The organism is Mesorhizobium sp. M0140, from assembly GCF_040322475.1.
In the GTDB taxonomy this organism is placed as follows: Bacteria; Pseudomonadota; Alphaproteobacteria; order Rhizobiales; family Rhizobiaceae; genus Mesorhizobium.
In genome coordinates, this window is the sequence record NZ_JAMYTM010000035.1 from 48,151 (window position 1) to 59,772 (window position 11,622).

13 protein-coding genes are annotated in these 11,622 nt (G+C 60.6%); 5 read left to right on the forward strand and 8 right to left on the reverse strand.

The window, feature by feature from the left end; genetic code table 11:
- Window positions 1–32 precede the first annotated feature (32 nt).
- Both glf and NKJ37_RS26910 read right to left on the reverse strand, forming a co-directional pair.
- Window positions 33–1,175: a UDP-galactopyranose mutase gene (gene glf, locus NKJ37_RS26905; protein WP_352613341.1), complete on the reverse strand. Its 1,143-nt coding sequence runs from the start codon at window positions 1,173–1,175 to the stop codon at window positions 33–35.
- 2 nt (window positions 1,176–1,177) lie between these two features.
- Window positions 1,178–2,350, reverse strand: coding sequence for a glycosyltransferase family protein (locus NKJ37_RS26910; RefSeq protein ID WP_023811918.1), 1,173 nt, complete (start codon window positions 2,348–2,350; stop codon window positions 1,178–1,180).
- Window positions 2,351–2,710: 360 nt separating this feature from the next.
- Between NKJ37_RS26910 and NKJ37_RS26915 the strand changes: the two genes are divergently transcribed.
- The 5 genes from NKJ37_RS26915 to NKJ37_RS26935 all read left to right on the forward strand — a co-directional run bounded on the left by NKJ37_RS26915 (window position 2,711) and on the right by NKJ37_RS26935 (window position 6,793).
- Window positions 2,711–3,628, forward strand: coding sequence for a glycoside hydrolase family protein (locus tag NKJ37_RS26915; protein ID WP_352442897.1), 918 nt, complete (start codon window positions 2,711–2,713; stop codon window positions 3,626–3,628).
- A 172-nt stretch (window positions 3,629–3,800) separates the two neighbouring features.
- Window positions 3,801–4,646 (forward strand): manganese catalase family protein, encoded by an 846-nt coding sequence (locus tag NKJ37_RS26920; protein ID WP_023811920.1) that lies wholly within the window; start codon window positions 3,801–3,803, stop codon window positions 4,644–4,646.
- A gap of 316 nt (window positions 4,647–4,962) precedes the next feature.
- Window positions 4,963–5,568 carry a hypothetical protein gene (locus NKJ37_RS26925; RefSeq protein WP_352442895.1) on the forward strand — a complete coding sequence of 202 codons (606 nt, stop codon included), beginning with the start codon at window positions 4,963–4,965 and terminating at the stop codon, window positions 5,566–5,568.
- Entirely contained in the window at window positions 5,565–5,957 is a 393-nt protein-coding gene (locus tag NKJ37_RS26930) for a phage holin family protein (RefSeq protein ID WP_352442894.1), read from the forward strand. Before NKJ37_RS26925 ends, NKJ37_RS26930 begins: the two co-directional genes overlap by 4 nt.
- Window positions 5,954–6,793, forward strand: coding sequence for a hypothetical protein (locus tag NKJ37_RS26935; RefSeq protein WP_352442893.1), 840 nt, complete (start codon window positions 5,954–5,956; stop codon window positions 6,791–6,793). Before NKJ37_RS26930 ends, NKJ37_RS26935 begins: the two co-directional genes overlap by 4 nt.
- 78 nt (window positions 6,794–6,871) lie before the next feature.
- Here NKJ37_RS26935 and NKJ37_RS26940 read toward each other — a convergent pair whose 3' ends face one another.
- The 6 genes from NKJ37_RS26940 to NKJ37_RS26965 all read right to left on the reverse strand — a co-directional run.
- Window positions 6,872–7,288, reverse strand: coding sequence for a c-type cytochrome (locus tag NKJ37_RS26940; RefSeq protein ID WP_352442892.1), 417 nt, complete (start codon window positions 7,286–7,288; stop codon window positions 6,872–6,874).
- Window positions 7,269–8,147: a cytochrome c oxidase assembly protein gene (locus tag NKJ37_RS26945; protein ID WP_352775744.1), complete on the reverse strand. Its 879-nt coding sequence runs from the start codon at window positions 8,145–8,147 to the stop codon at window positions 7,269–7,271. The genes NKJ37_RS26940 and NKJ37_RS26945 overlap by 20 nt, the downstream gene beginning before the upstream one ends.
- Entirely contained in the window at window positions 8,144–8,353 is a 210-nt protein-coding gene (locus NKJ37_RS26950; protein WP_352442890.1) for a hypothetical protein, read from the reverse strand. The genes NKJ37_RS26945 and NKJ37_RS26950 overlap by 4 nt, the downstream gene beginning before the upstream one ends.
- 133 nt (window positions 8,354–8,486) lie before the next feature.
- On the reverse strand, window positions 8,487–9,092 hold the full coding sequence (locus NKJ37_RS26955) for a cytochrome c oxidase subunit 3 (RefSeq protein ID WP_352775747.1): 606 nt from the start codon (window positions 9,090–9,092) through the stop codon (window positions 8,487–8,489).
- Window positions 9,089–11,059 (reverse strand): cytochrome c oxidase subunit I, encoded by a 1,971-nt coding sequence (gene ctaD / locus NKJ37_RS26960; protein WP_352442888.1) that lies wholly within the window; start codon window positions 11,057–11,059, stop codon window positions 9,089–9,091. Before ctaD ends, NKJ37_RS26955 begins: the two co-directional genes overlap by 4 nt.
- Window positions 11,056–11,622: c-type cytochrome (locus NKJ37_RS26965; RefSeq protein ID WP_352775749.1), on the reverse strand; the 567-nt coding region annotated here is incomplete at its 5' end. The genes ctaD and NKJ37_RS26965, both read right to left, overlap by 4 nt.

Sequence of the window (11,622 nt, forward strand, 5' to 3'; positions counted from 1 at the left end):
CCGATGCTCCCAAGTACGTCTAGGTGGGGGAGCTACAGCGCCCCTTCGGCCAACGACGCCTTCCTCGCGCTCGCCCATTCCGGGACGCTCTTTTGGATGCGGGCGAAAGTAGCCAGAGCCTGCCCGACCACTTGATCCATATTGTAGTAGCGGTAGGTTGCCAGGCGGCCGACAAACCACACGTCGGGACAGGTTGCGCCGAGCGCTTCGTAACGCTTGTAGAGCTCTTCGTTTTCGGCCCGCGGCACCGGATAGTACGGGTCCCCGATATCGGTGGGATATTCGTAGGTCAGGCTGGTCCGCGCGTTCTGCTGGCCGGTCAGATGTTTGTACTCGGTGATGCGGGTGTAATTTTCCGTCTGGGGGTAGTTGACGACGGCAACCGGCTGAAACTGCTCTTGGTCGAGGGTGACGTGCTCGAAACGGAGCGAGCGATAAGGAAGACGCCCGAGCTGCCAGCCGAAGTATTCGTCGATCGGGCCGGTATAGATCAGGTGGTTGAATGGTATCTCGTCACGAATTTCGCGGAAGTCGGTCTGCAACATGACCTTGATGTTCGGATGGTCGAGCATGCGTTCGAACATTCTCGTGTACCCGCCGGCCGGCATCTTCTGGAAGCTGTCGCTAAAATAGCGGTCATCGCGGTTGGTTCTGGTCGGCACTCGTGCCGTCACTGATTTGCTCAGTTGGCTAGGATCGACGCCCCATTGCTTCCTGGTGTAGCCACGGAAGAATTTCTCATAGAGTTCGCGTCCCACCGTGCTGACGACGACGTCCTCGGCCGTTCGTACGTCCTCTACGGTTTCGCGCCGCGACGCGAAGAACTCCTCCAACTGTGTGGAATTCAGGTCGAGGCCGTAAAGGCGATTTACCGTGTCGAGATTGATCGGGATGGGAAGCAGTTTCTCATCCACGGCCGCCAGCACCCTATGCTCGTATGTGCGCCATTCCGTGAACTGCGAGAGGTAGTCCACGATCGACTGGCTGTTGGTGTGAAAAATATGTGGCCCATAACGATGGATGAGGATGCCGGCCTCATTATAGCAATCATAGGCGTTGCCGCCGACATGGCTGCGGCGGTCGACCAGGAGAACACTTTCGTGGCGCTGGGAGGCTATCCTTTCAGCAAGCACGCTGCCGGCAAATCCCGCGCCGACGATCAGCCAATCGAACATGGCTATGCACTCCTGCGGAGAGGGATGACCTTCTTACCTCGATAGGCACGCTCGATGTGAGCGGTCATGCCACTCCATGTCTTTTGCCAAGACATGTCCGCAAGATAGGCGTCGACTTGCGGCAGGAACGTCTCACGAGGTCGCAATAGAATGGAGCGCAGCTTGATTTCCAGATCGTCACTGTCGGCGATTTCCACCAGTCCAGCAGCGCCGTAGCTGCGCACAACGTCAACGATTGCCGTCGAGATCACCGGGAGACCGGCCGCTAGGAACTCTGGCGTCTTGGTCGGACTGATGAAGCGGGTCGCTTCGTTGAGTGCAAACGGCATCCAACCGGCATCCCAATGGCGCATATAGTGGGGCAGGTCGCAGTAGGCCTTCGCGCCCAACCAATGCAGGTTTTCGGCTCTGGGCAGGGTTGCGGGGTCGATCTTGACGACCGGGCCAAGCATCACGAAATGCACGTCCGACATAGTCTCCGCCGCCTGCGCTACGAGCTCGACGTCCAGCCGCTCGTCGATAACTCCGAAATATCCGACCCTCGGATGAGGAATGCCGGCCTGGTCGGTTGGCTCCTTTCCTGGGCGTCTCGCAGTGTGAAAGTGCTTCACATCGATGCTGCTAGGAAAAGGGAAGATCGCGTGATGCAGGTGACGCTTGGTCTCGAACAGGCTTAGGCCTCCGGTGAAAACGAGATCGGCGCGGCGCAGCAGGGCCTTTTCCATCTGCCCCAGCTCGGGCGGCGCATTCTTGAATGCGGAGAGTTCGTCCATGCAGTCATAGATGCATATGTCTGGGTCGAGGTGCTCGGTGAAGCGCAGAGCCATCGGCGTGTAGTACCAAGCGATCAACCGGCTGTGCGGCATTGAAGCTATGATCTGCTGGACAAATCTCCGCTGGACGGCATCTGCTTTCGCGGCCGACATGCCGAGCGGAAGCACTGGCGTCACAATTAGAATGCTTGGCGCTGCCTCGCTCGTCCGCATCAGCGGCTGTGGCAGGTCTTCGAAAACAGGCTCTTCGAAGTAGACCACTCTCTGCTGCATGGAGGCGAGACTGAGGATATGTTGCGGGCGTTGATGAACGAAATTCCACCGCAAATGGGAGAAGCAAACCAGTAGATTTTCCCTGCCAGCGCGGTTACTGGCGACTGCCCCACCCAAGGCTGCTTCCATTGAAGATTTCCTTCCTTTAGTCTGTCGTTTATGTTCCGACTAACATTTGTTAGTCGCGGACGGGAGAGAACTAAACTTCGTTCCCGTCTCCTAACTTTCAACGAGGTGAGTTGTTCCAAGGTGAAATGGAGCGCCTTCAGTCGCCGCTCGATAGACGAAAACGAGATCCGCTCGCTGAGTCGAGAACGGCTATCGTGTGTCGGCGGGCTTTGAGGCGCGGGGCGACTGGGGAATGCTGGTGGAGAACGGCATTGCCGTATTTGCGTTGAACTTGTCGGCTATAAAATGTGCAGAACATCACGTTGATTCGCCTGCACGACTGGCGATTCGGTTTTGGCAGGGCAAGATTCCGGGGCTGATATGAAGATCGACTTTGCGACCAATGTTTTTCCGCTGTTTCATCCGCAAAGCGTCGATGATCTCAAAGACCCGTGCCCTGTCTTCGATGGCAGTCTGTGGCACGTCTTCGGCTCAAGTGGCACGGTGACCACCGAGACGTGGAGGATCCTTCATGCCACGGCGCCCGATCTCTATGGACCGTGGACCGAGCATCCGCCGATCGAACTTCCTATCAACGGGAGTGGTGTTGCGGCTCCCGGCGTCATCCACGAAAGCGGCGTCTTTCATATGTTCATCCAGACCGAGTTCATGAAGTCTGGCGGCCGGTGCGAGCACGCGGTTTCCAATGACGGATTCCAGTGGGTGGTTCTCAGCCCGGCGATCCTTGCCATCCCGGACACCGAGGAGGACGGCATTTACGATCCGCATCCCGCAGTTATTGGCGGCAAGCGCTACCTCGTCTATTCCGCGATGCCAAAATTCACCAGGGTGCCGCAACCCGACATCTACCTCGCACGGAGCCAATCCGACTCGTGGTTCGGTCCCTGGAAGCGGATCGGCAAGATCCTCGACCATAATGATGTCCCTCACCATAATACGAGAGAGGATCCCGACTATGAATGGGGCATAGAAGGCGCACAGCTGGTCGAGTTGCCGGACGGTCGGGTGCTTCTCAATGCCACTTGTTTTCTGCCGAATGGACTTCGGGGGAACCGGCAACGCGTGTTCTTCGCTATCGCTGATGACGTTGCTGGACCTTACGTATCGATCGGCCCGGTGCTGGAGCCAGGCCAGCCGGGAGAGAACGGCCACTCGACGGTGATGATCGAAGGCAGCCAACTATCGTTGTTTTACCAAAGCCGGGTCGCCACGACCGATCATCGGTGGCGCTACGGCCTGGCCAGATGCGACGTCGCCCTGTTTTCCAAGGTCGCATGATCCCCGGTGCCAATGGGCACCCACGGCGTAGACCGACTGGACGGCTCGCATTGCGCAATGAGCTTCCGTAGCTCGAGACGTTCCGTCGGGAAGCCTGCCGGAATTAAACGTTCCTCCTACGGAACAATGCGTCCGAGCTGAGGTTCGGCTGACTTCAAACCAGGAGTCAGCCATGTATTACACCGACAAGAAATTGCAGTACCCGGTTCGTGTGGAAACGCCGAATCCAGTTTTTGCCCGCGCGTTGCAGCAGGCCATAGGTGGAGTAGAAGGCGAGATCCGCGTCGCCTTGCAGTATTTCTTCCAGGCATGGGGATGCCGCGGACCGGCCAAATACCGCGACCTGTTGTTGAACACGGCGACCGAGGAACTCGGCCATATCGAAATGCTGGCGACTGCGGTCGCCCTCAATCTAGAGGGTGCACCACTTTCGCTGCAGGAGGACATCTCGTCGGACACGGTCGGCGGCTCGGTCCTCAACGGGATGAACTTCCGCCATATCTTGTCGACCGGCCTGGCCGCACTGCCTGAAAACGCCAACGGCGTTCCCTTCAATGCTTCGCATGTCTATGCCAGCGGCAATCTTGCCGCGGATATGGTCGCAAACGTCACCGCGGAAGGAAGCGGCCGCGTACTGGCTACCCGCCTGTACAACATGACCAACGATCCCGGCATGAAGGACATGCTGTCCTTCCTTATTGCGCGCGACACCATGCATCAACAGCAGTGGCTCGCGGCGATCGAAGACATGGGCGGATTGAACGCGTCTCTGCCGGTCCCCAACTCCTTTCCGCAGGAGAAGGAGCATCAGGAGGTATCCTATGCCTTCATCAATTGCTTCGTCGAAGGTGTCGAACCAGCGCGGGGACGTTGGAGCGAAGGACCGTCGATAGACGGAAGGGGCGAGTTCTCCCTTGTTGCCGCTGCGCCAATGGGCGAGGAGCCCATGCTTTCGCCGCCAAGGCCAAGTTCAGGCGCCCAGAGCGAGCAGTTGATCGACAGGCAGGCAGCCGAATAGGCTGTCTTAGCAATACCGAAGGCTGCCGGCACTGGCTGTCTCCCCCTTGGCGCTTCTCGCTGACTCGGCCGCACCCGGTTATATCGGCCAATTGGCGCTGTGTACGAGAGACAGCGCAGCTCATTCGTGTTGGTGTGTGCCTGACGAGCTCTCCATTTTCAGCTTAGCTATAAATGCTTCACCTAATGGAACATCGGAGGTTCCACGAAGTTGGGAGCCACGGAGGACGTGCACATGAACAGTGTTATCTATCTTATCGGCCTTATCGTTGTCGTGCTCGCGGTCCTCTCCTTCCTCGGTCTTCACTAGGTGGCCCATGCAGCGTGAGAACGATCAGGGCGGACAGCCCACCGATTTTGACAAGGCGAAAAGCGACGTTTCCGACAGGCTTCGCCTGGAACAAGAACGTGCCAGCGAGTTGCTCCACGACGCGCGTGACACGGTGACCCGTAAGGCTGGCGACTATGCATCTGAAGCCAGGGATGTCATTTCCGACAAGGCGGAGGAAGCTCAGCGCGACATCGGATCGAGTTTGGCGGCGCTGGGCGGCGCACTGCGCGCGGCCAGTGACCATCTGGCCAACAACGATGAAAGGAACGCATCGAAGTTCGCATTGGATGCCGCCGGTGGCTTGGAGCGGCTTTCATCGTCATTGAAACAGAAGCCGTTCGGCCAGGTCCTGGAGGACGTGCAGTCCTTTGGCCGGCAAAATCCCGGTGTCTTGCTTGCCGGATCGGTATTGGCCGGATTGGCTCTCGGGCGGTTCATCAAGGCTTCTCCGCCGGCGGGTCCTGAAGCAGCTCAGGGAGCGTCGGGAGACATCACGTCCAGCCAGGCCGCCGATTGGTCCGCCGACAGTTCCCAGAATTTCGACCTTCTCGGCGAGGATCCGGCCACTCAGAATGCGGAGCAAGACAGATGAGCACACAGGACAATACCAGCCTTGCCGGGCTGGTGACGGACCTGGCCCAGAACGTCACCACGCTTGTGCAAACCGAAGCCAGGCTGTTTCGGGCAGAGCTCTCTGAAAAGCTTACCAAAGCCGGAGCAGGTGCCGCGGAAGTACTGGGCGGCGCGATCTGCCTGCTCGCCGCGCTATTGGTGTTGCTGCAGGCACTCGTTATCGCACTGACGCGGGCAGGGCTTGGCGCGGGGTGGTCTTCCCTGCTGGTCGGTGTGGTCGTGGCGGTCCTCGGCGTCATCCTGCTGCGGACCGGGATGGCCAGCATGGCGCCTTCGGAACTTACCCCCGACCGGACCCAGGAACAGCTCAAGCGCGATGCGAGCGTGATCAAGGAACAGGTGAGATGAAAGAGAAATCCGCAGCCGAACTTGAACGCGAGGCAGAGGCAGCCCGCGCCCGGGTGATGGAGACCGCCGAATCTATTCGAGGCAAGATGACGCCCGGACAATTGCTGGATGAGTTCACCGGGCTGTTCTCGGGAGGGGAGAGCTCGGCCATACTCAGCAATCTCAGGACGCAGGTCCGAGACAATCCTTTGCCGGTCACCATGGTGGGCGCGGGTCTGGCTTGGCTAATGTTCGGCAGCGGTACCTCAAACATGGCCCACGGTTCGGCTGGCTACCCATTGCCTCCAGCGCCGGGACGACATGATGAAGGGGAGCGCGGCGGCTTCGGCGGCACGCTCTCCGATGCCGCGGATTCGCTCTCATCGAGCGCTACCAGCGTCGGCGATACCATATCGGGCACCGCAAGGGCCGCTGCGGCGGGTCTGACGGGAAGCGCTGCCAATGCAAGCTCGATGACTGGTGACATGGCGGCGAAAGCCAGCCGCTCCGCGCAAGATCTGTTGGAAGACCAACCCTTGGCCGTAGCGGCCGTCGGTCTCGCCATCGGCGCCGCTATCGGTGCAATGCTGCCGCATACCACAACGGAGGATGAGCAACTAGGCGCCTTTGGTGACAAGCTTCGCGATACTGCCGGAACCATGCTGGACAGGGGTCTCGATGAGGCCAAGCAGGCCGCCGCCGACGCCTATGAAACCATCAAGCAGGAAGCTGGCCGGCAACATATGGAAGCAGACACGATGGCCGATCAGCTCGGCGAGATCGTGAAGTCCACAGCAGACAAAACCGAGCACGCCGTGCGTGAACGGATTTCCGATCCGTCTCAGGGTCAAACCTAGCTTGAATGATCCTGGATCAACGATAGTCGGTCTCTTCAGAAGGGCCGGCGTTGTTGTTCAGACGATGAACCGCTAAGATCATTTTAGAGCGTAGAGGTAGGCCGCGATATCGCGCGCCTGCTGCTCCGTGATCCGTGTCGATGGCATGGCCGTGTGCGGATCGATTTCCCTGGCCGATCGTATCCAGCGGATCAGGTTCTCTGGATTGTTGGCCAGCCCGCCGCCGATAAAGACGCGGCCAGCAAGACTGGCATCCAGGCGAGGACCCACCTGCCCTTGCGCGCCCGGCACGCCCGTTATCGTATGGCAGCCGGAACAGCCATTCGCAGTCATGATCGGCAAGGCCCTCGCAGTGTCACCGCCCGTGGCCGCCTCCGCCTCGTGGCGGACGCGCGCGGCCCGATCGGACCACCAAGTCATTCCGGCCACGGCCGCGACGAGCAGCACTAGCGCGGCGATGACCGCGCCAAGCAGTTTAGACAAGCTCGTACGCATGCGCCGCCTCCCTCCTTCCGCTCGCCTTGATCCACAACGCGGCCAGCAGCAGAGCTGCGCCGCCATATATCAATCCAGCCGGAACCCACATCACCAGCCCGGCAAGTTGCTGGTCCTCCAGGGGGCTCAAATTCCACAGTGCCGCTCCTACGGCGTTATCCGGGTACCAGAGGCGTGGCGAGAGCAACAGGAGGACGCCGAGCAGCCCGGTATGCAGCGAGGTGACAAAGAGGTGCATCACTGCGCTCCCATAGGCATGCTGGCGGCCGGGACGCGGCAAGAGGACCCACCAGAACAGCAGCCCTGTTCCGAAGAAGCTCGCGTGCTGTGCATAGTGCAGCACGCCGCGTTCGAGCGCGGCTTCGAATAACACCGGAATGTGCCAGATCCATATGGCTATGCCGTGGATAATGGTCGCCATGAACGGCCGCGTTGCTAAAGCCCAGACCGCCTTCAGCCAATTGGCGTGCCCGGCAATTCCCAGAATGCGCCGGAACCGGGTGGGTAGGCCCCACATCAAGGCAGCAGCCGGGCAGGCAGAGACCAACAGCGGCGCCGCCACGGCCATCAGCAGTTCATGCTCGATCATATGCGCCGCAAAGACCTGCTCGCCGAGCATATGAATCGGGCTGACCAATGCGGCTGTCAACACGCCCCATCCGGCCGTGAACAGCAGAGCCTGGCGCAGCCGCAACGTCCTGCCGCGGCTGCTGCGCCGCCAAAGCCGGCTCGCGCCAACGACATATATCAAGGCAAGCACGGCGAGTGGCAGGGTGATGGGCAGCGCGAGCGTCCACCCGGCCCCGGGCGCGCCGGCGCCGTAGCAGATGGAAGTAGGGAACAGCGCGTCCAGGTTCATCGCAGGCACTCATCCAGGATCAGCGCCGCGCTGCCTTGCATGAGGATCACAAGCGCAAACAGCAACGCCGACAACATCCCGAGATTGGCGACGAAGCGCTCTGTGCCGCGCGTACGCTCCGGTTTGAATCCGGCACCGCCTCGCCGCTTCGCCCGCCACGACAGCGCCCCGCCGAGCAGCGACAACAAGACGAGCAGCAGCGCCACGGGAAGCACGACCGGCACCTGGCGGTTGCATTGCCAAGGCACCAGCGCATAATTCAGCTGTGTCGAGACCGCCCAGGCCAGCGGACCTGACAGAAGACCACCCCAAGACGTTCCCAACCGCAACGCTCGCATCTCAGCCTAGCCTCGGCGCCCAATAGATGAGCACGTAGATCGGGATCCAGGTCAGGACCACGAAATCCCAGTAGAAGACATTGTCGCCGACATCGCCGAAGCGCCGGCCGCTATAGCCGTGGCGCGTGAACATCAGCACTGTCAGCACGATGGTGTCGCCGACATCTGTTATGAGGTGCGTGGTGTGCAGGCCAAGCAGCACCCAGAGCATCGATCCATAGGCGTTAGTGTCCCAATAGATGTTGAGGGCGGCGAATTCGAACCAGCGCACGACGAGCGGAGCGATGCCGAGCAGCGACATGACCAACAGGCCGATCCGCACCGGAACAATGGAGCATTGCTTGGCATAGCGGTGCAGGATGTGGTTGGGCACAAGGCTGACGACAAACAAAATCGTGACGATCGTCCCGGGCCAATGGTTCGGCTGCGGTGCGCTGAGCGGCCATGCTGGCCATGACAGCGCAAGGTAGAGATACGCGCCCGCCGCCAGCGCGAAACCGGTGCCTTCGAGCGCCATGAAGCCCAGCGTGCCCCACCAGGTCGGGCTATGCGGACCATGCCCGAAGGTCGGCAGTCCTGAAAGATCGGCGGCAACTCGATGCTTCATTCCTGGTCCTCCGGATCGCCCTTCGGCCAGAACCAACCGATCAACGTGATGGCGATCGGCGCGGCGCCCCAGACGATGGCCCAAGGCGTAAAAATCGAATAGAGAAACGTACCACCGACGGCGAGCGCCGCGAAAAGAGGCCAGATCGACGGTGTGGCCGATTTCTCACGAATGTCGGGATGAGCTTCCGCCACGGTGGAGATGAGGAGCTCGCGCGCATCGACGCGGAGCCCGGTCGCTACAGGGAGCGTCTCGCGCTCGGCCCAGAGCGGCTCGATATGGGTGACGATGGGAATGCGTGCGAAATTATAGCTCGGCGGCGGCGAGGATGTTGCCCACTCCAAGGTTCCTGCGTCCCACGGATTGTTGCCGGCCGAGGTGCCTTTCAACGCGCCATGCACAAGATTGAAAGTGAACAGGACAAAGCTCAGGAAGAAGAGCAGCGCCCCTGCCGAGATGAAAAGGTTGATGTTGCCCCAGCCAAGCTCGGCCGGATAGGTGTAGACCCGTCGTGGCATGCCCCATAGGCCGACGAGATGCATCGGGAAAAAGGCCGCATTGAACCCGATGAAGGCCAGCCAGAAATGGCACCGCCCAAGGCGTTCGCTCATCATGCGGCCGGTGATCTTCGGGAACCAGAAATAAGCCGCGCCAAGCAGCGGGAACACCGAGCCGCCGATCAGCACGTAATGGAAGTGCGCGACGACGAAATAGGTGTCGTGCACCTGAAGATCCAGTGGCACCGAGGCGAGCATGACGCCGGTTAGCCCGCCGATGACGAAGATGAAGAAGAAGCCGAAGACAAACAGCAGCGGGGTCCGGATCACCGGTCTGCCATCCCATAATGTTGCCAGCCAGCAGAAGATCTGCACGCCGTTCGGAATGGCGATCATCATGCTGGACGCGGTGAAGAAGCTTGCGCCGAGCTTCGGCAATCCGGTGGCGAACATGTGATGGACCCAGAGCCCGAACGACAGGAGGCCGACAGCGAAGAGTGACAGGACAAGCCCGAGATGGCCGAATGTCGGTCGCCTGGCGAAAGCGGGGATGATCGAAGAGACCATGCCCGTCGCCGGCAAGAAGATGATGTAAACTTCCGGATGGCCGAAGAACCAGAAGAGATGTTGGAACAGCAGAGCATCCCCACCTTCCGCCGGGTTGAAGATGTGCGTGCCGACCAGGCGGTCAAGGATCAGGAAAGTCGAGGTGATCATCACCGCCGGCATCGCGAAGACGACGACGAAGGAAGTGACCAGCATCGCCCAGACATAGAGTGGGATCTTGTCCAGCGACATGCCGGGGGCTCGCTGCTTGAACACGGTGACGATGGTCGCAACCGCGACGGCCAATGACGACACTTCGGTATAGGTGATCATCTGCGCCCAGACATCGGCGCGCTTGCCCGGTGCGAATTCGGGGCCGGACAGCGGCACGTAAGCGAACCAGCCCACATCAGGAGCCATGTTGAGGGCAAAGGACACCCAGGCGAAAGCGCCGCCCGAGACGTAGATCCAATAGCTGAACGCGTTCAGGCGCGGAAACGCGATGTTGCGGGTGCCCACCATCAGCGGCACCAGGTAGATCCCGGTCGCCTGCACGATGGGCACGGCGAACAGAAACATCATCGTAACGCCATGCATGGTGAACAGCTGGTTGTAGAGGTCGGGCCCGATCAGGCCGCGTTGCGGTCCCGAAAGCTGGATACGCATGGCGACAGCGTTGAGACCGCCAAGACCAAGGAAGACGAAAGCGGTGATCAAATAGCGTCGTGCGATTACCTTGTGATCGACGCTCGAGAGCGCTCCGACGATGCCGGACGGCGTCCGCCAGGTGCGCTCGAGCCAGCGATGCAGGCTGGCATCATCCATGCCCGTATCGCGGGGGCCGTCACGTTCGGGAGCAAGGTCGCCCTTGGCGGGGTCTGGTTCCGGGATGTGGCGGTCGCCTGTGACATCGGCGCTGCTCATTTCAGCCCCTCGAGATAAGCGACGATTGCGTTGAGCTCGTCGCCGTTGAGATCTGCCACTGGCATGTGGGAACCCGGCTTGATGCCTTGCGGGTCGGCTATCCAGGCGGCGAGATTGCCGCGGCTCATCGTCAGCGTTCCGGCCGCCAATGTTTTCCGGCTGGCGATGTGGGTGAGGTCGGGAGCCACCGTTCCGCCGGCCGGCGTTCCCCCGATCCTGTGGCACATCACGCAGGGGCGTTTGAGGAACAGGTCCGCGCCGGCCTTGGCTTCGCCGCTCGCCGGCGCGCCGGCCGGCTGCAACTGGTCGTTCAGCCAGGCATCGAATTTCGGGCGCGGCTCGGCGATGATGAAGGTGCCCATATTGGCGTGCTGCGCACCGCAGAATTCAGCGCATTGACCGCGGTAGACGCCCGGCTTGTCCGCCTTGATATCCAGCACGTTCATGTGGCCGGGGATAAGATCGAGCTTGCCGGCCAAGCTTGGGATCCAGAAGGAATGGATCACATCGGTCGAGGTCAATAGCAGCCGCACCGGCTCGCCGGCAGGGATATGGATCTCGTT

Coding starts and splice junctions, on each gene's coding strand:
- glf (WP_352613341.1), bottom strand. CDS start 1,175: ATGTTCGATTGGCTGATCGTCGGCGCGGGATTTGCCGGCAGCGTGCTT.
- NKJ37_RS26910 (WP_023811918.1), bottom strand. CDS start 2,350: ATGGAAGCAGCCTTGGGTGGGGCAGTCGCCAGTAACCGCGCTGGCAGG.
- NKJ37_RS26915 (WP_352442897.1), top strand. CDS start 2,711: ATGAAGATCGACTTTGCGACCAATGTTTTTCCGCTGTTTCATCCGCAA.
- NKJ37_RS26920 (WP_023811920.1), top strand. CDS start 3,801: ATGTATTACACCGACAAGAAATTGCAGTACCCGGTTCGTGTGGAAACG.
- NKJ37_RS26925 (WP_352442895.1), top strand. CDS start 4,963: ATGCAGCGTGAGAACGATCAGGGCGGACAGCCCACCGATTTTGACAAG.
- NKJ37_RS26930 (WP_352442894.1), top strand. CDS start 5,565: ATGAGCACACAGGACAATACCAGCCTTGCCGGGCTGGTGACGGACCTG.
- NKJ37_RS26935 (WP_352442893.1), top strand. CDS start 5,954: ATGAAAGAGAAATCCGCAGCCGAACTTGAACGCGAGGCAGAGGCAGCC.
- NKJ37_RS26940 (WP_352442892.1), bottom strand. CDS start 7,288: ATGCGTACGAGCTTGTCTAAACTGCTTGGCGCGGTCATCGCCGCGCTA.
- NKJ37_RS26945 (WP_352775744.1), bottom strand. CDS start 8,147: ATGAACCTGGACGCGCTGTTCCCTACTTCCATCTGCTACGGCGCCGGC.
- NKJ37_RS26955 (WP_352775747.1), bottom strand. CDS start 9,092: ATGAAGCATCGAGTTGCCGCCGATCTTTCAGGACTGCCGACCTTCGGG.
- ctaD (WP_352442888.1), bottom strand. CDS start 11,059: ATGAGCAGCGCCGATGTCACAGGCGACCGCCACATCCCGGAACCAGAC.